This is a genomic window from Granulibacter bethesdensis CGDNIH1, assembly GCF_000014285.2.
Classification (GTDB): domain Bacteria; phylum Pseudomonadota; class Alphaproteobacteria; order Acetobacterales; family Acetobacteraceae; genus Granulibacter; species Granulibacter bethesdensis.
The window spans coordinates 686,661-707,618 of sequence record NC_008343.2 but is presented as its reverse complement, the minus strand read 5'-3'; the positions used below and the strand labels follow the sequence as shown (position 1 = coordinate 707,618).

The window sequence follows — 20,958 nt, the reverse complement described above, 5'->3', positions numbered from 1 at the left end:
GTATTCATATCATTTTTCAAGATGTTCGATCCAATTCTCCTAAAACAGGAGAGACATTAAATGTTTCAAACAGTTCCATTACAGAGTCTGCGACTTCATCCAGTTTACGGGCATCGGTTCCCTTCGCAACAATCGCAATGCCATAAATCCGCTTTCCGTTTTCCTCTTTCTGGAACGGATAGCTTCCTATTTCCACATCCGGCCAACGAAGCTGTAAAGTCGCCAGATCGGCAGCAATAGTACCCTCTGCAATGTTCCAGGCATGAACAGTGCGAGACAAGACGGGCAATCCCGCAGGCAGACGCTTTACCAGATCCTGGAACATCGCCTGCATAACGGTTGGGATACCGGCCATGACATGCACATTCCCAATACTGAATCCTGGCGCGAGAGAGACCGGATTGGCGATCAGCGTCGCCCCTCTCGGCATTGTCGCCATGCGTTGACGCGCCGGGTTGAAGCCGCCCGGCGGATAATGCGCCTCCATCAAGGCCCATGCTTCCGGATGAGGCTCCCACGGAACACCGAAAGCCGCCGCCACACATTCGCTGGTGATATCGTCATGAGTGGGGCCGATACCACCTGTGGTCAGCACATGGGCAAAACGGGCACGGGTTTCATTCACAGTGGCGATAATGGTTTCCCGCACATCCGGAATGACCCTGACCTCCCGCAGCGGCAATCCATGCTCGCCCAGTGCACGCGCCAGAAACTGGATATTCCTGTCCTGCGTACGGCCCGAGAGAATCTCGTTGCCGATCACCAGCAGACACGCGCCTTGCGCAGAAGATATATGACTCATACAGCCAGAGTGCAGGCTTAGAGCAGATCCCGCAATATAGGGATGAGCGGTATATCGGCCGCCGGCATCGGGTAACGGTCGAGTTGATCCGGCAGCACCCATGCCAGAGCCTGCTCCTCTCTTGGTCTCGGCACACCCTGCCAGCGACGGCATGCGTAAAGCGGCATCAAAAGATGAAATTTTTCATACGCATGGCTGGCAAAGGCGAGAGGGGCCAGACATCCGGCGGAGGCATCTACCCCCAGCTCCTCCCGCAATTCACGGATCAGGGCCTGTTCAGGGGTCTCCCCGGGTTCCACCTTGCCACCTGGGAACTCCCACAGCCCCGCCATGCTGCGCCCTTCCGGACGCCGGGCCAGCAGGATCTCTCCCTGAGCATTCACCAGCGCCGCCGCAACCACCAGCAGGACCGGCAGATGGGCAGGCGCCGTGCCCGGCATGATGCCCGGTTGTGGCGGTGCTGCCTGTTCCCGCCCGCGCGGCAGCCCCGCATCGGGTGCTCCGAACAAATCATCCCTCAGCGCCTCGAAATGAAGCACCGGCACTTCTCCGGCCCGGGAGCGAAAGGTTTTCACGCCTGCCCCGACCTCCCGAAAACCAATCCGCTTCAACACAGCGATCGAAGCCAGATTATCGCGGTCAGCCGTCGCTTCCAGCCGGTTGATCGGCAGATTGGCCATGGCCCAGCGACACAACCTTCCGACCGCCTCGGTCGCCACCCCATGCCCCCAGAAACGCCGTCCGACCCAGTAGCCGATGCTCGCCGCCCGTCCAGCCTGCCGGAAACTGCCGCGCCCTTCCGGCAGCAGACGCAGGCCGACACCGCCGATCAGGGTTTCCTTGGGAGCTGGCTCATAGCCTTCATGGCCGGTAATGCCGAGATGCCATGCCGTCCCATCCCGGAGACCCCGCAAGGTGGAACCGATCCACTCATCGGCCAGACTGCGTGGATAAGGAAACGGAACCTCTGCCAGAGTGCGACTGATTTCCCAATCATTGATCAACCGGTGCAGGGCCGGCGCATCCTCGGGGGAAAATGGACGTAGAATAAGCCGCTCCGTACGGAGCGGCTTGAAGGCAGGTGTTTCGGATGAAGTCCGACCCGATGGCGGACGGGCTATCTCCGCACCGCTGCTCCGCGCCCGAAAACTGAACGGAGGCCTTTCCGGCCGTGCTTCATCCGCCACCCTGTCAGCTCCTGTAGGAGCCGTTAATGTCGATATAACCGTGCGTCAGATCACAGGTCCAGGCAGTCGCCCGGCCTTTGCCGAGGCCAAGATCGACAGCGATATTGATCTCCCGGCCTTTCATATGGGCCACGACCGGAGCCTCATCATATCCGTCGATCACACCGCCATTGCGGGCCATCCACACGCCGCCAACCGCAACACCAAGCTTGTCGCGATCCGCCGGTTCACCCGCCTTGCCGACCGCCATCACGATGCGACCCCAGTTCGCATCTTCCCCGGCAACGGCTGTTTTCACCAGCGGGGAATTGGCGATGGACATGGCGATTTTCTCCGCCGAACCATGGCTGACGGCACCTTCGACATCGATCCGGATCAGCTTCTGCGCGCCTTCGCCGTCCCGTACCACCTGAAGCGCAAGATCGAGCAAGACTTCCGACAAGGCACGCGCAAAATCGCGCAGGGCCGGACCACCTGTTTCCGGGACGTCAGGATGATCGGCCTGACCAGTCGCGAATAGCAGCACCGTGTCGCTGGTGGAGGTATCACTGTCCACCGTGATGCGGTTGAAACTGGTTTTGACTGCCTTGCCCAGCATGGACTGCAAAGCCGCCGCGGGAATGGCCGCGTCCGTAAACACGAAGCACAGCATGGTCGCCATATCCGGGGCGATCATACCGCTGCCCTTGGCGATCCCCTGAATGCGCACCGTCTGTCCGCCGATCTTCGCGGTACGGACCGCTCCCTTGGGAAAGGTATCGGTGGTCATGATGCCACGCGCGGCATCATGCCATGTGTCTTCGGTCAGCGCGTTATGGAGAGCGGGAAGAGCGGAGACGATCCGCTCATAAGGCAGCTGCTCGCCAATCACGCCGGTGGAGGCCAGAAAAACCTCCTCCTCCGCACAGCCGAGCAACTTCGCCGCCGCTTCAGCGCTGCGGCGGGCCGCTTCTTCCCCGGCGCGACCGGTGAAAACATTGGCGTTGCCGGCGTTGACCACCAGCCCTCGCGCCTGGCCGCCCTTCAGTGCCTCCCGGCACCAGCCGATCGGTGCGCCGGGACATTTGTTGCGGGTAAACACCCCCGCAACAGTTGTGCCTTGTGCCAGCTCCACCATGACCAGATCGGTGCGGCCCTTATAGCGGATACCAGCCGCCGCCGCGCCGAGCCTGACACCCGGCAGAGGCGGCATCTCAGGCAGCGTGACGGCCAAAGGAGAAACCGGATGAGTCATGGCTCAGTTCTTCGCGGGAGCAGGGGCCGCAGGGGCAGCCTCCGGCTTCGGCACGGAACCGTCGGGGTTGAAGCGTTCAACCTTCGCACCCTTCATGGCGTTCGTGACAAGATCTTTCACACCATCCTGAATAACCTGCTGACGGAGCTGATCACGCGCCTGTTCAAAGGTCTGGGCCGGAGCGCGACGATGTTCCAGCGTCTGGATCACGTGCCAGCCGAACTGGGTGTGCACCGGCGTGGGTGAAACTTCATTATTCTTCAGCGCGAAGGCGGCCTTGCTGAATTCCGGCACCATATCGGCCTGCTTGAAGAACCCCAGATCCCCACCATTCGCGGCTCCCGGATCCTTGCTGCGTTCCTTGGCGATCTTGGCAAAATCGCCGCCCGCCTTCAGCTCGGCGATGATGCGCTTCGCCTCATCCTCGGTCGGAACCAGGATGTGGCGGGCATGGACTTCTTCCTCACCCGGCTTGCCAGCCAGTTCCTTGTCGAATTTCTTCCGCAGCGCCTCATCGGTCAGCAGCGGGCCGACATGCTCACGGATATAATCGTTCTGAAGCGTCTGATTGGCAGCCCGCTTCATATCGGCCGCGACATCCGGCTTCTTGTCCAGACCTTCCTTGCGGGCCGCCTGAACCAGCGCCTCACGCTGAAGCATCTGGTTCAGCAGGATCGGGTAGATGACCTGCGGCGGGGCCTGACGCATCTGTTCCGGCAGATTGCGGGCGGCATCCTCCAGATCCCCCAGATGAATGTCGGCGCCATTGACACGGCCGACGACCGTGCTCGGGGGCGGTGCCGCCTTCTGGGCGGAGGCTGCGTCATCAGCCTGCGCTGCGGTGACGGAAAGCCCGGCACTCCCGGCCAGCAGGGCGGCGGCCATTAAAGTCCGACTCCGCGTGCTGCTGAAGCAACGGGACACCGTGGGATAAAAAGTCATGGACGTTCCTTGGTTCTTGACGGGCGGCGAGGATATCGCCTCTCGGCCATACACCCCGCAAGCTTGCGGCTGGATCATGACGAATGCCGCAGCTTCACTCAAGCGGGGGGATGGGAGAAACCTTGCAAGATAACCGTACCATCACGCTTCGGAAGGCTGTTTTCCATTTTATCCCACCCCCCGAAAGGGCCGCTGCGTTGACCCGGCCCGCGACGGGTCCTATCTGAAGCGGCTGATGATGGGTCTGTCAGGCTCATTATCCACTAGGCTCCCACTCCGTGCCGGACTCGGGGCCGGTGTGGAATTCTCATCCGGAAAGCACTTCGATGTTCGCGAGACTCGTCCGCTCCATCTTCGGCTCCAGCAATGATCGCTCCCTGCGCGGGTATCAGCGGCGGGTGCAGCAGATCAATGCCCTGGAACCCGAACTCGCCGCGCTGACGGATGCAGAACTACAGGCCCGCACCATCCTGCTGAAGCAGAAGCTCGCGGATGGTGCCACGCTGGATGGCATCCTCCCCGAGGCCTTCGCCATAGTGCGGGAGGCATCGAAACGTGTTTTCGGTATGCGTCATTTCGACGTCCAGCTGATCGGCGGCATGGTCCTGCATGACGGCAAGATCGCGGAAATGCGGACCGGCGAAGGCAAGACGCTGGTGGCCACCCTGCCTGTCTATCTCAACGCCCTGACCGGAAAGGGCGTGCATGTGGTGACGGTGAATGACTACCTCGCCCGCCGCGATGCGGAAACAATGGGACAGCTGTACAGCTTCCTCGGGCTGTCTACCGGCATCGTGGTCCATGGGCAGGAAGAGCTTGAACGCCGTGCCGCTTATCATGCCGACATCACCTATGGCACCAATAACGAATTCGGGTTCGATTACCTGCGCGACAACATGAAGTACCGGCTGGAGGATATGGTCCAGCGCGACTTCACTTACGCCATCGTCGACGAAGTCGACAGCATCCTGATTGATGAGGCCCGTACCCCGCTGATCATCTCCGGCCCGGCGGAAGACAGCTCCAACCTCTATCGCTCGGTCGACGCAGTGGTCAGGGAGCTGGTAAAAGACCCGGCTGCTTTCGAAAAAGACGAAAAGCAGCGCAGCGTACACCTGACCGAAGCCGGATCGGAAAAGGTCGAGGAGATGCTGCATGCAAGCGGCATCCTGACCGACGGCAATCTTTACGACACCTTCAACATCACCGTGCTGCACCATGTGCAGCAATCGCTGCGGGCACATACCCTGTTCGAGCGGAACGTCGAATATATTGTCCGCGACGACAAAGTGATCATCATCGACGAATTCACTGGCCGTATGATGGATGGCCGTCGTTACTCGGAAGGGTTGCACCAGGCGCTGGAAGCCAAGGAACATGTAACCGTCCAGCAGGAAAACCAGACGCTGGCCTCCATCACCTTTCAGAACTACTTCCGCATGTATCCGAAACTGGCGGGCATGACAGGCACCGCACTGACCGAAGCGGATGAATTCGCCGAGATCTACAAGCTCGACGTACTGGCGGTTCCTACCAACCTGCCGGTCCAGCGCAAGGATGGCGATGATGAAGTCTATCGCACCGCACGTGAGAAATATGAGGCCGTCGCCAATCTGATCGAGGAAATCCGCACCCGCGGACAGCCTGTTCTGGTAGGCACGACCTCCATCGAAAAGAGCGAAGTGATCAAGCAGTTGCTGGATCAGAAGCGCATCCCTGCCGAATTGCTGAACGCCAAGCAGCACGAGCGTGAGGCCATCATTGTTGCCGAAGCCGGTGCGCCGGGCCGTGTCACTATCGCCACCAACATGGCCGGGCGCGGCACCGACATCAAACTCGGCGGCAATGCCGAGGCACGGATCCAGACCGAGCTTGCGGATATGCCGGAAGGACCGGAACGCGACGCCGCGATCGCCCGGATCGAACAGGAAGTGCAGGAAGCGCATGAAGCCGTGCGCAAGGCCGGTGGCCTGTTCGTGATCGGCACGGAACGCCATGAAAGTCGCCGCATTGATAATCAGCTTCGTGGCCGCTCCGGCCGGCAGGGCGATCCGGGCGAATCCCGCTTCTTCCTGTCGCTGGAAGATGATCTGATGCGCATCTTCGGCAGTGACCGCATGGGCGCGATGCTGCAACGCCTCGGGCTGAAGGATGGCGAGGCGATCATCCATCCCTGGATCAACAAGGCTCTGGAAAAAGCGCAGAAGAAAGTCGAGGCCCGCAACTTCGATATGCGCAAGAACGTGCTGAAATACGACGACGTGATGAATGACCAGCGCAAGGAAGTCTACGCCCAGCGCCGCGAATTCATGAACGCCGATGATGTGAGCGAAACCGTCGCCGACATGCGGGAAGAAGTGATCGACACCCTGATCACCCGCCATATCCCCGAGCGTGCGTTTCAGGAGCAATGGGATACAGCCGGCCTGGCCGCTGGCCTGCGCGCGCTGCTGAATGCCGATATTCCGGTCGAGCAATGGGGGCGTGAAGAAGGTGTTGACGAGGCGGAAATGCGCCGCCGCGTTCAGGCTGCCGCCACAGAGCTGATGGATGTGAAGGCCGCCCATGCCGGGGCCGATGCCATGCGCTATATCGAGAAGGCCCTGCTGCTACAAACACTGGATCAGGTGTGGAAAGAACATCTGCTGCTGCTTGACCAGCTTCGTCAGGGCATCGGCCTGCGCGCCTACGGCCAGCGCGATCCGCTCAATGAATACAAGAGCGAGGCTTTTTCTCTGTTCAATGCAATGCTGGATGAGCTGAAACAGCGCGTCACCGCTATTCTGGCGCAGGTGGAATTCGGTGCACCGCCCCCGGCCAGCGCCGATCCCTTCGTCAGCGGCTCCAGCCAGTTTGTGGAAAGCCATCCCGAACCCGTCAGCATCCGTATGGCTGTCGGCCCGAATGGGGAGGATATCCCCCTGCCCCCCCCTCCCCCTGCGATGTTTTCCGCTGCCTATGCAGATGTAGAGGGGATTGACTTCAATGATCCTTCCACATGGATCAATGTTCCTCGCAATGCTCCCTGCCCGTGCGGGTCCGGGCAAAAATACAAGCACTGCCATGGCAGACTTGGCTAAAAACGCTCATTTTTTCTGAATAAGAAATGAAAAACGGGGCCTTCATTGCCCCGTTTTTTCAGTTCTACCGGCACGTTGCCTACTCAGAACCGCGTGTAGATAAAAGCCTCAAGCACATAGGCGTTGCCGCCGACGACAGGCTGGTTACCGGTTGCGGGCTGATAACTCGCGACATTGGCAAGACCATTACGGCCGGGGAATGCAACACCTGCCAGCATGGCACCGGAGATAGTCGGGCTATACTGATAGTTGACCGAGACATCCACCTCATCGCTATACTTGTTACTGCCGGTATTCAGGCCATACTGCGAAGGATGATTCATAAGAACATTATAGTAGATGATGTTAAAAGCCGTCTTGTCATCATGCTTGAAAACGTGAAAAGGCGGATTAAGGGTGATGCCGACCTGATTAACATCATATCCTGAATATCCCATCAGATATTCACCAACAACCTCACCCGAAAAATATCCGCCATAGAGTTTACGGGAACCATTATAGAGAAACAGCGGATCATAGGAGCGCTTGACGGTTCCTTTAGGATTATTCTCGCCGCTGTAGGTGGTGCGACGGTAATAAACGGAGGGCGCCCACGGAAGATCAGAAAAACTGTAGCCTGGCTCTATATAATAGGCATATGCATCAACCCTCTGGTACCCTTGGCTGGCATTGCTGTTCTGTTCACCGACATATTGGCCATAGAGCGTAAAATTCTTTCTGATTCCCAATGCCTTGATGGGAACGAATGAGCCACCGAAACTCAGCGAATAAACATTCATGCCATCGCGATTGGCGCGGCTGGTGTAATTATAAGTGCTGGATTTGTCGGAGTCATAAATATTGAAGTAGGTCAACGTCACATATGCCTCGCGATTGGCATAGGTTGGCGCACCGTCAAGGCCCGGCTTGCTGCGGAACAATGTGACATCGAAGCCGGCAAAACTGCTTCGAGGCCGATCGAAACCATATGTCAGTCCGGCATCGGAATTGACTTCCAGGGCGAAGATATCGGCACGCACAGGATGCCCATCAAACTTGATCACACCCGGACCTGAGAACGCCATGCGGGGCGCATACCACCATGCCGCACGTCCGCCCGTATTGTACGTTCCGCGACCGACGAGAAAACCGTCATCGATTTTGAAAACCTGCCTTCCACCCTGAATAGCCACCACATCCTTGCCACCACCGGAAGCAAGGTTGGTTTCGAATCCCAGATAGGCTTCTTCCAAGCCCATATAAAAAGGCTCATGCCCGGTCTGCGAAAATTGTTCAAAATCGCCATGCCCGACCGTTTTGGTGCCAATAGCATTGACCGCCCCGTACAACGTCCCAATATTGAAATGGTGGGAGGCCATGACACCCGGTTTGAAATATAGCTCAGCCGTCACAGGGCCACGATTGGCAACCGGACGACCATCATGATAGACAATCGACCCTGCACCAAAGTTTATATTAGCACCATTCATGATGACGCCACCCAGCTCCATAAAAGCCTGAATGCGCGTACCATGCGAATCATACAGAAGCTGATCAGTCCAGCCTTTCACCGGTGCCGAAATAACCGCCATACCGCAGACCAATCCGCTGACAGTCCAAGCATGGCCGAATATCGAATTCACCGATATTCTCTTTAAAACAGTCCACATAGTGCACGTTTCCCCGCGCATCGCCCGGCAGCGTGAAGCCGGCCAAACTCACCCACTCACGGCCGTGCGTTGACTTTCCCCTGCTTGACTTCGGCGGCTCTCTTAAAGTGAGAGTCTGTTTCGCCGTTGGATGCCGCTTCGTTTTTCAGCATAGCCGATATTTTATTCCGGCATCGATCTGTGGATGTAACCTTAAGAAAGTGTCTACTTGCTTGGACAAAAACGACAAGGACACTGAATAAACCCAACAATTGCGTCAAACAATTGCTTGTTTTATTTATATTGAATGATCATTCAATATAAATTTACTTAAATGAATATCTCCTCACTCAAGTTAATTGATAATCATTATTAGAGACAGAGATGGCCTACCTTCATGTCAAGCCATTAAATATTTGAATAAAGATATTACAGTTCATTATATAAAGTGAAATCAACTTTTTACTTAAAAGACATTTTTAACGGCTTATATTGTAGTTATATATTTATAATTTAATTATAAAATATAATCTGCGTTTTTATAAAAGCGGCTGCCTACACCCGGAAACTGCCGGTTTGGCGGAAACGCCTGATTGCTTAGCAGCCAGCATGATAATCGACCAACTTATGTCTGGCGGGATGCTGACCAGCAATCAATGACCATGCAACAAGGCACCCCTCTGTTCTCATAAAGCCTTCTTAAAGCATTATTTAAAATTATTCCTGCCGCACAACCATCGGCAAAAAATGTGGCAATTGAATTACTTATCGATTCCAAAATGATATCCATCATTTTATGCAATCGAAGCAGCATTTTACGCAATTGACCCCACCCGGATGTCTTCCAAAAAACGAAAAAAAGAAGGGAAGGGTCCATGAAAATATCAAAAAATCTTTCAGGCTATGCTGCGGTTTTTGTCTGCCTTGCTCCGCACCTTGGCTTTGCTCAGTCAGCATCACCAAAGACTGTGCGGCCTGCGTCATCCGGTTTACAGGATACGACAGACACAAGCACCGTTGCTCTTCCGGAACTGGACGTCATCGGCAGCACCCCCTTGCTGGGATCCGGAATCGACAAAAACAAAGTACCGGCCGACTCAACGGTGCTGGATTCAAAAGACATCGCCTTACGCGGGGCACCAAACATGCTCCGAGCACTGAATCAGCAGGTTGCAGGCGTCAATCTGGTCGATTCTTCAGGAAATCCACAGCAACCTGCCCTGTTATATCATGGTTTTACGGCGTCCCCTCTACAAGGAACGGAGCAAGGTCTGGCCGTTTATCTCAATGGCGTACGGTTCAATCAGGCTTTTGGCGATACCGTTAATTGGGATCTGATCCCCAACCTGGCGATCGACACACTGAACCTGGAGGGCTCGAACCCGGCGTTTGGCCTGAATGCCATCGGCGGCGCCCTGAGCGTCAAGATGAAAAATGGCTTTACCTATCAGGGCGGAGAAATCGATCTGTATGGCGGATCGTTCGGGCGGATGGGAGCCAATCTGCAATACGGCAAGCGTATCGGCAACGTTTCCACTTATCTTGCCGGCAGTGTGCTGCATCAGGATGGCTGGCGTGACCAGCAATCAACCGATATCCAGAATTTCTACGGTGATGTCGGCATCCGTAATGACCGTGCCGAAGTGCACTTCAACCTGACTATGGCCAATTCGGTCCTGAATGGTCCCGGTACCTCGCCTGTCCAGCTTTTGCAAGCCGATCCAGCAGCGCAGTTCACGGCGCCCAACCAGATATCCAACCGCTACATCCTCGCGACAGTGAACGGTAACGTAGACGTTGGTCGCAACACATCGCTTCAGAGCAACGCCTATTACTCCTATTTCCAACAGAGAGTGATGAACGGCAATTCAGCCAATGACTTTCCCTGCAATGATGGCTCCGGGCTGATGTGCAATTCCGATACCGGTTTGCCCAGCACGACCCGAGGCGGCTCACCGATCGCAGCCTATCTCGGCAATAATCCTTATTCCTATTCCGAGCTGGATGCGCAGACGACCAACACCAACAGCTATGGCACCTCCGCCCAGGTCACCAATACGGACGATCTGTTCGGCCATCAGAATCACTTCGTCGCCGGTGGCAGCTATGACGGTGCCACCACCATGTTCGGAGGCTCCTCCTATATTGGTGGCATCACGCCCGTCTCACGCGACTTTATCGGACCGGGTGTCCTGCTGGATGAACCGGGTCAGAATGTTCCGGTCCGCGTCGGTCTGACCAACAATTTCTTCGGCCTGTTCGTGACCGATACGTTCGACGTGACGGATCGTCTGTCATTGACCGTCGCAGGGCGCTTCAACTCCGCCCAGATCGACATCAACCAGATTGGCGGCGGCGATGTGACGGGTAATCATGTCTATAATCGCTTCAATCCCTCAGCTGGCCTGACCTACAAGATCATGCCATGGCTGACCTTCTACGGCAGCTATGCGGAAGCGAACCGGGCACCGACACAGGCAGAGCTTTCCTGCGTCAATCCGGCGCAATCCTGCAGTCTGGCGAACTTCTTTACCGGTGATCCGGACCTCAAGCAGGTCGTTGCCCATACCTGGGAATCCGGTCTGCGCGGCAGCACGCATCTGACGGCCGATGCAAAGCTGGGCTATAAGCTCGGTCTATTCCACACCAACGTCGATGACGACATTGCGTTCGTCAACAGCGTGACACTGGATCGAGGCTTTTTCCAGAATGTCGGGCAGACGCGGCGTCAAGGTGTCGATTTCCATGTTGACTACACCACCAAGCGCCTGATGGCCTACCTCAACTACTCCTATGTGGATGCGACCTATCAGAGCACCTTCATCGAGGATGGCGGCAGCAATCCCGTGACGGATGCGAATGGCAATATTACCGTCAATCCCGGCAACCGGATGCCCGGCGTGCCGCAGAATACCGTCAAGGTAGGCGTTACATACAACGTGACATCGAAATGGATCGTCGGTGCGGTGGGTATTGGTCAGAGTGGAACCTATCTGTTCGGAGACCCCGCCAATACCAATGCGAAGCTGCCTGCGTTCTTCGTCGTCAATCTGAACACATCCTATCAGATTACGCCGCATGTCCAGCTGTTCGGCGTGATCATGAACGTGACCAATCAGAAATATTACACTTACGGCACGTTCTCACCCACCTCATCTGTCTATCTGTCACAGGCGCCCAACGCGACCAATCCCCGTGCCTACAGCCCGGCCGCACCGATCGGTGGCTATGGCGGCCTAAAGATCACCTTCTGAAACAGATACGCCCGGCCAGAGCATTCTGACCGGGCGCATCAGATAACAATGGAAGCGCGATCGGATCAGTGCGTGACTGTATCGCGCCCCATCCGCAGAAACTTTTCGCGCCGCTTTGCCTTCAACGCCGCCGCTTCAAGCCCCAGCAAAGGCTGCAACTGAGCAGCAATCGCCTCCCCGGTCAGGGCAATGGCCTTGTCCGGTGCACGATGCGCACCGCCCAGTGGCTCATGCACGACCTGATCGATCAGCCCGAATTTCAGCAGATCATCGGCGGTGATTTTCATGGTCTCCGCCGCGAGAGAAGCCTGAGCCGCATCACGCCACAGGATCGAACCGCAGGCTTCCGGTGAAATCACCGAATACCAGGCGTGTTCCAGCATCAGCACCCGATCCGCCGAGGCCAGCGCAATCGCGCCACCGGAACCACCTTCACCAATCACCGTCGCAATCACGGGGGAAGGACTGTCCAGCAGGGCTTCGACAGAACGTGCGATGGCTTCCGCCTGACCACGGGCCTCGGCATCCACACCGGGATAGGCACCCGCCGTATCCACGAATGTCAGCACAGGCAGCCTGAAACGACCGGCCAGCTCCACCAGACGCCGCGCCTTGCGATAACCTTCCGGCCGGGGGGAGCCGAAATTATGTTTGATCCGGGTTTCCAGATCGGTGCCTTTCTCCGTTCCCAGCACCATGACGGGATGGCCCTGAAAACGGCCCAGACCACCGATAATGGCAGCATCATCGGCAAAGGCCCGGTCGCCTGACAGCTCCGTATAATCGCTGATCAGCGTGGTGATGTAATCCTTTGCCTTCGGCCGCTCCGGGTGTCGGGCTACCTGCACCTTCTGCCAGGGCGTCAGCTTCGCGTACGTTGTGCGCAGCAGCTTGTCAGCCTTGTCGGTCAGCCGGGAAACCTCATCGGCAATATTGATGCCGTCAGGCTCCGACATGCGGCGAAGCTCTTCGATCTTGCCCTCGAGCTCCGCGATGGGTTTTTCGAATTCAAGGAAATGCCGGGTCATAGCAGGGGCTTTAGCAGCCATACGGGCAGCGCGCTACCCATCTGATGCACATGACGCCCCGCGGCAGAACTCAATCCTCTGCCGTGATGGATAGCGGGTGGCAGGTGTCCAACAGCGCACGCAGCCGCTCCGACAGCACATGAGTATAGATCTGCGTGGTGGCGATATCGACATGCCCCAGCAGCATTTGCAGGCTGCGCAGATCAGCGCCCCGCGCCAGCAGATGCGATGCGAAGCAATGCCGCAGCACATGGGGAGACACCCGGGCAGGATCGAGACCCGCCTGCAACGCGACCCGTTTCAGCATGAGTGCAAAACCCTGGCGGGTCATTGGTTTTGCCGGATCACGGCCGGGGAACAACCAGCGTGATTGCTCCGCCCCGCTCCGCATCGCCGCGACCGCAGAAATGGCAGCGGCGGAGACCGGCACCATCCGCTCCCGCCCGCCTTTGCCCCGCACCGTCATCATGGGCGCATCGCCACGGAAGGCGCGGGCAGGGAGCGCCAGCACTTCGGAGACACGGAGGCCTGTGCTGTACAATATTTCCAGCGCCGCATGGGCTGCCGGCTCGGCCGGAGCCGCCTGCAACAGTGCATCGACCTCCGCCTCATCCAGATATTTCGGCAGAGAGCGCGGCAATTTCGGCGCATCCAGCAGGGCAGTGGGGTCATCAGACCTTGTCCCCTGCTCCAGCAGGAAACGGTAAAACTGCCGTAGCGCAGAAAGGCGGCGCGACTGGGTGCGAGGCCCGTTTCCGGCCCCGCTCTGCGCGGCGAGGTAGCCACGCAAGGCAGCCTCATCAGCATGTAACGGATCTACCCTGTGACGGGCGGCATAGCCAGACCAGTCGCGCAGATCAGTCCCGTAAGCCAGCAATGTGTTCCGTGCTGCCCCACGCTCCGCCGCGAGCATCTCCAGAAAACTCTCGATATGCCGCTCCATGGCCGCAGCCTACGAGACAAAGCGTCAGGAGACGCGGTCAGTGATGATCGAAACGATCATTGGGCAGCGTCTTCTGCACCGCCGCCACATGCGGTTGCGGCGGAAACATGCCCAACCCCATGAAGATGCCTCCGGCCGCCACCAATCCAAGTGCGACAACAATCAATAATGCAGTCCGCATACGTCTTGGCCTCAACCTGTCCTGAATTTCGTCAGCCGGTGCATGTCATCCTCTCTATCACTTCCAATCATGGAAAAAAGGGAGAGAGGCGGACAAAACCGTGTGTCTGTGCTAGCCTCCGCCACCATGACACGCAACTCTGCCCTTGCCCCTTCTCTCCGTGATTCCGTGACACCCCCGGCCTGGCTGCAAGGCCGCAGTATCGTGCTGGTTGGTCTGATGGGAGCAGGAAAAACCTCCATTGGACGCCGTCTGGCCGCCCGACTCGGAATGCCGTTCCGCGATGCGGATGCGGAGATTGAACGCGCAGCGGGCTGCAGCGTCGCGGAAATTTTTGCCCGCCATGGTGAATCAGGATTCCGTCAAGGGGAGCGCCGCGTCGTACGCAGACTCCTGTCAGAGGAACCCCTCGTGCTGGCCACTGGCGGAGGCGCCTTCATGGACCCCGAAACCCGGCGCGTCATCAGGGAGGGCGCTGTCAGCATCTGGCTACGCTGTCGCCTGCCGGTGCTGCTGAAACGTGTCTCCGGCCGCACGCATCGGCCGCTGCTTAATCAGGGCGATCCAGCGGATATCCTGCAACGGCTGATGAATGAGCGGCATCCCGTCTATGCGGAGGCTGATCTGATCGTGGATTGCGGCGATGACAGTCAGGACGGCACCACTGATAACGTCTTGCGTCATCTTCAGGAATATCAGCCTCCACGCAGGCTGACCGTCAGCCTGACCGCCAATCGCTATGATGTGGTGATCGGCGAATCCCTGCTCTCCCGTGCCGGAGCGTTGCTGATCCCGCATATTCCGCAGAAACGGGCGATGATCGTCACCGATGAGACCGTCGCCGCCCTTCATCTGCCGACCCTGTTGAAAGGTCTGGAGGAAACCGGGATCATAGCAGACAGCATCATCGTACCGCCGGGAGAGACTTCGAAATCTCTGGAGGTCTTTGGCCGTGTGACCGACGGGCTGCTGGCTGCGGGGGTGGAGCGCCGAACGACCGTGATCGCCTTCGGTGGCGGCGTCGTCGGCGATCTGGCGGGTTTTGCCGCTGCCGCAACCCTGCGTGGCCTGCCTTTCGTACAGATTCCCACCACCCTGCTGTCACAGGTCGATTCCAGTGTGGGAGGCAAGACCGGGATCAACACCGCGTATGGTAAAAATCTGCTCGGCGCATTCCATCAGCCCCGTCTGGTGCTGGCGGATACGACGACGCTCGGCACACTGCCGCATCGGGAAGTCCTGGCCGGCTATGCGGAGATCGTGAAAGCCGGGCTGATCGGCGATGCCGCCTTCTACGAATGGTGCGAAACCCATGGCCATGCCGTTACCACAGGGGAACGCGACAGACAGGCTGAAGCCATCATGCGCGCCTGCGCCTTCAAAGCGCAGGTTGTGGGGGATGATGAGCGGGAGGAAAAGCCGAATGACGGCCGCGCCCTGCTCAATCTGGGTCATACATTCGGCCATGCACTTGAGGCCGATCTAGGCTACGGCACCATCCTGCATGGGGAAGGCGTGGCGGTGGGGCTGGGGCTGGCATTCCGCCTCTCCGCCAAACTCGGCCATTGCCGGAGCCAGGATGCAGACCGGGTCATCGCCCATGTCGCTTCGGTCGGGCTGCCTGCCGAGTTGTCCATGCTCAACCGCCGCTTTTCCGCCAAGCAGTTGATCGGCCATATGCAGCGCGACAAGAAAATGCGGGACGGCAAGCTTGCTTTTGTGCTGGCACGGGGTATCGGTCAGGCCTTCACAAGCCGCGACGTACCACAGGATGCAGTCAGCGAAGTGTTAAGGGAAGCTGGCTGCGAGGCTTAAGCCTCGCAGCCTTCCGGCTGCTCAGGAAGATTGCCAGTTCAGCCCGGTCACGCCGACAAAAGTGACTGTCGCACCACCTGCCAGCGCCATCACGCTACTTCCGCCCTGCACAGCCACGGAAACATCGCCTGCCGCATAACCGCTGAGCCGGAGCGTATCGGCTGCCGCATTGAAGCCGTAGATCTGGGTGTTGCCGCCAGTCTGTCCCTTGGTCACCTGAAACACGTCCTGACCGGTCCCGGCGAAAATAGTGGCCGCGCCACTGCCGAAAAAGATCGCATTCTGTCCGCTGCCCAACGCAGCCTGCATCGACCCGGCGCCCGTCCAGAGTTCTGTGTTACCGGAACCACCCCACAAGGTTGTGTTGCCTCCACCAACCAGCGCCATATTCCCGGCCCCGGCAATGACAGTGTTGCTTCCCTGAGCCGCCACCACCGTATCCTGACCGGACTGTCCGCCAAACACGCTGGACTGCCCGCTGCCGGTTACAATCGCATTGCCACCGGTACTGACCAGCACACCCTGCCCTGATCCGCCAACGAGCGTGTCCGTGCCGGAACCGAACATGACAGTGCCGGACTCTCCGCCGAACAGCAGACTGTTATGGCCCGCGCCCACCAAAGTCGTATTGCCGCTCGCCGCAACAATACCTGATGCAGCAGCACTATAAACACCTCCGCCACTACCACCGAGCAGGGTGGACGCACCTGAACCACCGGAAACCGTCGAGGCTCCACTTCCTCCCATGAACAGAAATGTACCAGTGCCATTCAACGCGACTTCAGCGGCACCAGCATGAATGGTGTCGGCACCATTGGCGGTAATGGCTTCCTTCCCGCTATGCAGCCAGATTGTGTTGCTGCTGCCGGCCCGGGTAGAAATACCCCCGGTGCCCGCACCGGTTGCCGTGGTGACATTCAGCGTCACCCCATTCAGCACAGTGCCACCGCTATAGGTACTGTTACCATTCAGCGTCAGCGTCCCGCCACCCTGCACCAGCAACCCGGCGGATCCCGTCAGACTGGTGGTCATGGCATAGGTATTACCTGCAATCGTCGTGGCCGCGTTGGGGTCAACCGTGACGGTCAGGCGGTTATCCGCGACCGTCACCCCCGCACTCCGCAGATTGGCCAGAATCACATCCAGATCGGCATTGCCGGTGAGACGCGCGGCAGAGAGTTTCAATGCAGACGGAGCACTGCTGGTTGGATGCCATCCAAAATCATCACGGAACATCAGATGAGTCATCTGTCCGCTGGCAGTTGCACCGAAATACAGCGTTCCCATGCCGATGCCACCAGCACGGATAAAAGCAGCAGCGGGGAGAATACCGTCCTGAACCCGCTGCACATAGTGATTGCCGCTGTTTTCCGGGCGGGAATCATTGGCATGTGGAACATCGCTGCTATCAATCACATTAACGGCATACACCGTCACTACGCCGGCAGCGGCAAGGGCTGTTTGCTGGTCAGAAGGCAATGAGGAAATAGGCACGGTCGTCGGCATATCCCTGACCACCATGACATGCCCGGTATCGCCCGTTGCGTTCAGTTCCGGATTGGTCGATGCGTTGGCAGCATCAGGGTCGGTATAGATTCCGGTGGAATAAGCAATCAGATCCCCCGCCTGTAATGCCGTCAAACCAACCGAGGCATTATTGACGTCAATTGTCTGAAGCCCGTTTGTGCCCGCACTGGCCGAAGCGAAGGCATCCTGCAGAACATTGGCCTGCGCCCATGGCTGGAATGAGCCGTTCAGTACGACTGTTTGACCACCATAGGCTGTTACCGTCTGATTATAGAGCGGAGCATTTCTCAGCGCCTGCACATAGGCATCCTGTACCGGCGCCAGAGTGTTCATGACATAATGAACCCAGCTGGAGCAATCCGCATATCCGTAAGGTGTCGCAGATGTCAGGTCGATAATGGGAGTCGCGGATATAACAGAGAGCGTCCCATCCTGAAGGATGGTCGGATAAACATAGGCTGTGGTTACGCCGCTATTATCCAGAACATTGGCGACAGCCTGACCATAGGCAGACAACACGGTGGATGAGCCTGTGATCGCAACCATCTGTAAAATTCCTGCGTCTGAAAAATAAAGGCGCTCTCTTAAAAGAATAAACTTTCTATTGCTGATTGCCAATTCAAGAGCAGGCCGCGAGCCAATTTCGCCTTTGCCAGACATCATGCTCAAGACATTAAAAAACCGCCGGGCAAATGCCGCGGCGGTTTTTTATGCAGTCAGCCTAACCATCCTGAATAGGTCAGGCGGCAACCTCAGCCTTCTTGGCCTGAGCGCGCGTGATACGACGCTTCAGTTCCAGAGCCTCGGTCGGCAGCTGGCGGTCCGGGGTGCCCAGCAGGAAGGCATCAATGCCGCCGTTCTTTTCCACGGTGCGGATCGCACGGGTGGAGAGACGAAGGCGGACGGAGGTACCCAGCGTGTCGGACAGCAGGCCAGCGACCTGCAGATTCGGCAGAAAACGACGACGGGTCTTGTTGTTGGCGTGGCTGACATTATTGCCGGTCAGCACGCCTTTGCCCGTGATCTGGCAGCGACGCGACATGATCAAATCCCATGCGGAAAGGGTCAGCTTGCGCCGACCAGGTTCTTTCGGAAGGCGCCTTATGGCGAAGCGAAGCCTCTGCGTCAAGCAAACTGTCATCGGGGCGCCCCTTAAAAGCGCCGGGCAGCCATCAGTCTCACACAGTGCCGGACCTTTGCACCCAGACGACTCGATGATCAGGCACGGCCGGAAGAATTGGCCGCTGCCTCCCGCAGACGCTTCAACTCACCGGAACGGACGCTGGCAATAGCATTCTCAAGCACCGCAATCACGCTGGAATCATCCAGGGAACGGCCAAGCATCGACAGGGAGCCGCTCAGCAAGGCCGATGCAATCGACAGCGAATTGAGCTGCTTGTCGGTCATGAAGGCAATGGCCTGATCGACCACCGCACCCGCATGGCTCAGATCCTGCGGCAGCATGTCATCCTGTGCGTCGTGCTCATGCTGTGTTTGCTCTGTAGCCATGATGCGTTCCTCGTTCATAATGGCGCTTCTTATCGGCCGAAGCGGCTTCAGGTTCAAACCGGGACCAGATCGGCAGGCTGTTCCTGCTGGGCGTCCCACATATGCGCGTAGACACCAGCTTTTGCCAGCAGCTCGGCATGGGTTCCCTGCTCGATCACTGTCCCCTCCGACAGCACGATGATGCTATCCGCATCGACCACCGTGGAAAGACGATGGGCAATGATCAGTGTCGTCCGCGCCTGTGAAACAGCCCGCAGAGCCGCACCGATCTCCTGCTCTGTGCGGGTATCGAGTGCACTGGTCGCCTCATCCAGAATCAGGATACGGGGATTCTTGAGGATCGTACGGGCAATGGCGACACGCTGCTTTTCTCCTCCGGAGAGCTTCAGACCACGTTCTCCAACTCTGGTATCATAGCCTTCCGGCAGGCGCAGCACGAAGTCATGCACCTGCGCCAGCCGTGCAGCATGCTCGATCTCTGCCTGCGACGCACCAGGGCGGCCATAAGCGATGTTGTAGCGAATCGTGTCGTTGAACAGCACCGTATCCTGCGGCACCACGCCGATGGCGGCTCTCAGGCTTTGCTGGGTAAGATCGCGAATGTCATGTCCATCAATCATCACCCTGCCCTGTCCCGGATCATAGAAACGGAACAGCAACCGACTGATGGTCGATTTGCCGGCTCCGGTCGGCCCGACAATCGCCAGCGTCCCCCCTGGCGGCACCGCAAAGGAAACACCGCGCAAAATCGGGCGCTCCTCATGATAGCCGAACCAGACATCATCAAACACCAGTGAGGCTGGCGCACCTCCGTCGAGCGTGGCTGGAAGGGTGAGCGCGCCGGGACGGTCCTTGACCTCCTGCTCCACCTCCATCAGGCGGAACATCTGCTCCATATCCACCAGCCCCTGACGGATGGTGTTGTAGACGAAGCCCAGAAAGTTCAGCGGCAGATAAAGCTGCATCAGATAGGTGTTGACCAGCACGAAGCGGCCCACCGAGTAACGCCCTTCCACCACGCCCTGCGCTGCCATCAGCATGATGGCCCCCAGCCCAATGGAAATGATCACCGCCTGTCCAATATTGAGCAGGTTCAAGGAAATCTGCGTTTTCACCATGGAGCGGGCATAACGGCGCAGACTTTCATCCACACGCTCCGCTTCCAGCGCCTCATTGCCGAAATATTTGACTGTTTCGAAATTCAGCAGGCTGTCCACGGTACGGTTCTGCGTTTCCGTGTCCATATCGTTCATTGTGCGCCGGAAACGGATGCGCCAACTGGCGAAGCCGACCGTGAACAGGATGTAGATCCCCACTGCCGCGAAGGCGACCAGCGCGAAACGCCAGTCGAACAGCACCCACAAAATCCCGATCACCAGCAGGATTTCGATCAGTGTCGGCAGGATGTTGAACACCGCGAAACGCAACACCTGCTCGACCGCCGTCACCCCGCGGGAGATGTTGCGACCCAACCCGCCGGTTTGCCGGTCCAGGTGGAACCGCATCGACAGGGTATGCAGATGGCGAAACGTCTCCAGCCCCAGCATGCGGGAGGCCTGCGCCTGTGTCTGCGCGAACAGCGCGTCACGAAGCTCCCCGAACAAAGCCCCTGTCACCCGCAGCAGCGTATAACCCGCTACCAGAGCCAGAGGCAGATAAATCAGCCCCTGCGGTCCGTGCGGTGTGAGCGCGTCCACCGCCTGACTGTAGACGACCGGCACATACACCATTGCCACTTTCGACAGGATCAGAGCCGCCATTGCCGCAACCAGCTGCATCCGGGCCGCGAGATTATCTTTCGGCCAAAGAAAGGGCAGCAACGAGCGGA

The 20,958-nt window shown here is 58.1% G+C and carries 15 protein-coding genes; 3 read left to right on the top strand and 12 right to left on the bottom strand.

Features of this window, described 5'->3' with window-relative positions:
- Nucleotides 1–16: 16 nt before the first annotated feature.
- The 4 genes from GBCGDNIH1_RS15545 to GBCGDNIH1_RS15530 are packed head-to-tail and all read right to left on the bottom strand — an operon-like array spanning nucleotide 17 to nucleotide 4,108.
- Nucleotides 17–802 (bottom strand): competence/damage-inducible protein A, encoded by a 786-nt coding sequence (locus GBCGDNIH1_RS15545; RefSeq protein WP_011631333.1) that lies wholly within the window; start codon nucleotides 800–802, stop codon nucleotides 17–19.
- A gap of 17 nt (nucleotides 803–819) precedes the next feature.
- Nucleotides 820–1,989 carry a bifunctional GNAT family N-acetyltransferase/(deoxy)nucleoside triphosphate pyrophosphohydrolase gene (locus GBCGDNIH1_RS15540; protein ID WP_011631332.1) on the bottom strand — a complete coding sequence of 390 codons (1,170 nt, stop codon included), beginning with the start codon at nucleotides 1,987–1,989 and terminating at the stop codon, nucleotides 820–822.
- Between the two features lie 4 nt (nucleotides 1,990–1,993).
- Nucleotides 1,994–3,223, bottom strand: coding sequence for a bifunctional glutamate N-acetyltransferase/amino-acid acetyltransferase ArgJ (argJ, locus tag GBCGDNIH1_RS15535; RefSeq protein WP_011631331.1), 1,230 nt, complete (start codon nucleotides 3,221–3,223; stop codon nucleotides 1,994–1,996).
- 3 nt (nucleotides 3,224–3,226) lie between these two features.
- The gene (locus tag GBCGDNIH1_RS15530) at nucleotides 3,227–4,108 is read right to left on the bottom strand and encodes a peptidylprolyl isomerase (protein WP_043452705.1); all 882 of its coding nucleotides are present in this window, start codon (nucleotides 4,106–4,108) and stop codon (nucleotides 3,227–3,229) included.
- A 383-nt stretch (nucleotides 4,109–4,491) separates the two neighbouring features.
- Here GBCGDNIH1_RS15530 and secA point away from each other — a divergent pair, with 383 nt between their 5' ends.
- On the top strand, nucleotides 4,492–7,245 hold the full coding sequence (secA, locus tag GBCGDNIH1_RS15525) for a preprotein translocase subunit SecA (protein WP_011631329.1): 2,754 nt from the start codon (nucleotides 4,492–4,494) through the stop codon (nucleotides 7,243–7,245).
- A gap of 83 nt (nucleotides 7,246–7,328) precedes the next feature.
- Here the strand turns inward: secA and GBCGDNIH1_RS15520 are convergent, their stop codons facing one another.
- Entirely contained in the window at nucleotides 7,329–8,915 is a 1,587-nt protein-coding gene (locus GBCGDNIH1_RS15520) for a hypothetical protein (protein ID WP_011631328.1), read from the bottom strand.
- 833 nt (nucleotides 8,916–9,748) lie between these two features.
- Here GBCGDNIH1_RS15520 and GBCGDNIH1_RS15515 point away from each other — a divergent pair.
- Entirely contained in the window at nucleotides 9,749–12,127 is a 2,379-nt protein-coding gene (locus GBCGDNIH1_RS15515) for a TonB-dependent receptor family protein (RefSeq protein WP_011631326.1), read from the top strand.
- Nucleotides 12,128–12,192: 65 nt separating this feature from the next.
- Here GBCGDNIH1_RS15515 and GBCGDNIH1_RS15510 read toward each other — a convergent pair whose 3' ends face one another.
- Genes GBCGDNIH1_RS15510 through GBCGDNIH1_RS24945 form a run of 3 tightly spaced genes read right to left on the bottom strand, consistent with a single transcriptional unit; the run spans nucleotide 12,193 to nucleotide 14,279 of the window.
- Nucleotides 12,193–13,176, bottom strand: coding sequence for an acetyl-CoA carboxylase carboxyltransferase subunit alpha (locus tag GBCGDNIH1_RS15510; RefSeq protein ID WP_011631325.1), 984 nt, complete (start codon nucleotides 13,174–13,176; stop codon nucleotides 12,193–12,195).
- Between the two features lie 49 nt (nucleotides 13,177–13,225).
- Nucleotides 13,226–14,098 carry a tyrosine recombinase gene (locus GBCGDNIH1_RS15505; protein ID WP_011631324.1) on the bottom strand — a complete coding sequence of 291 codons (873 nt, stop codon included), beginning with the start codon at nucleotides 14,096–14,098 and terminating at the stop codon, nucleotides 13,226–13,228.
- A 37-nt stretch (nucleotides 14,099–14,135) separates the two neighbouring features.
- Nucleotides 14,136–14,279, bottom strand: a complete 144-nt coding sequence (locus tag GBCGDNIH1_RS24945; protein WP_164504080.1) for a hypothetical protein — start codon at nucleotides 14,277–14,279, stop codon at nucleotides 14,136–14,138.
- Nucleotides 14,280–14,405: 126 nt separating this feature from the next.
- Here GBCGDNIH1_RS24945 and aroB point away from each other — a divergent pair, with 126 nt between their 5' ends.
- Entirely contained in the window at nucleotides 14,406–16,094 is a 1,689-nt protein-coding gene (gene aroB / locus GBCGDNIH1_RS15500; RefSeq protein ID WP_050748392.1) for a 3-dehydroquinate synthase, read from the top strand.
- Nucleotides 16,095–16,115: 21 nt separating this feature from the next.
- Here aroB and GBCGDNIH1_RS15495 read toward each other — a convergent pair whose 3' ends face one another.
- The 4 genes from GBCGDNIH1_RS15495 to GBCGDNIH1_RS15480 form a co-directional block, all read right to left on the bottom strand.
- The gene (locus tag GBCGDNIH1_RS15495) at nucleotides 16,116–18,167 is read right to left on the bottom strand and encodes a calcium-binding protein (RefSeq protein ID WP_043452703.1); all 2,052 of its coding nucleotides are present in this window, start codon (nucleotides 18,165–18,167) and stop codon (nucleotides 16,116–16,118) included.
- 193 nt (nucleotides 18,168–18,360) lie between these two features.
- A complete protein-coding gene (gene rpmB, locus GBCGDNIH1_RS15490) occupies nucleotides 18,361–18,663 on the bottom strand; it encodes a 50S ribosomal protein L28 (protein ID WP_025286128.1) in 303 nt (100 codons plus the stop codon).
- 176 nt (nucleotides 18,664–18,839) lie between these two features.
- A complete protein-coding gene (locus GBCGDNIH1_RS15485) occupies nucleotides 18,840–19,130 on the bottom strand; it encodes a hypothetical protein (RefSeq protein WP_050748521.1) in 291 nt (96 codons plus the stop codon).
- A gap of 53 nt (nucleotides 19,131–19,183) precedes the next feature.
- The gene (locus GBCGDNIH1_RS15480) at nucleotides 19,184–20,908 is read right to left on the bottom strand and encodes an ABCB family ABC transporter ATP-binding protein/permease (protein WP_080504535.1); all 1,725 of its coding nucleotides are present in this window, start codon (nucleotides 20,906–20,908) and stop codon (nucleotides 19,184–19,186) included.
- Nucleotides 20,909–20,958: the final 50 nt, after the last annotated feature.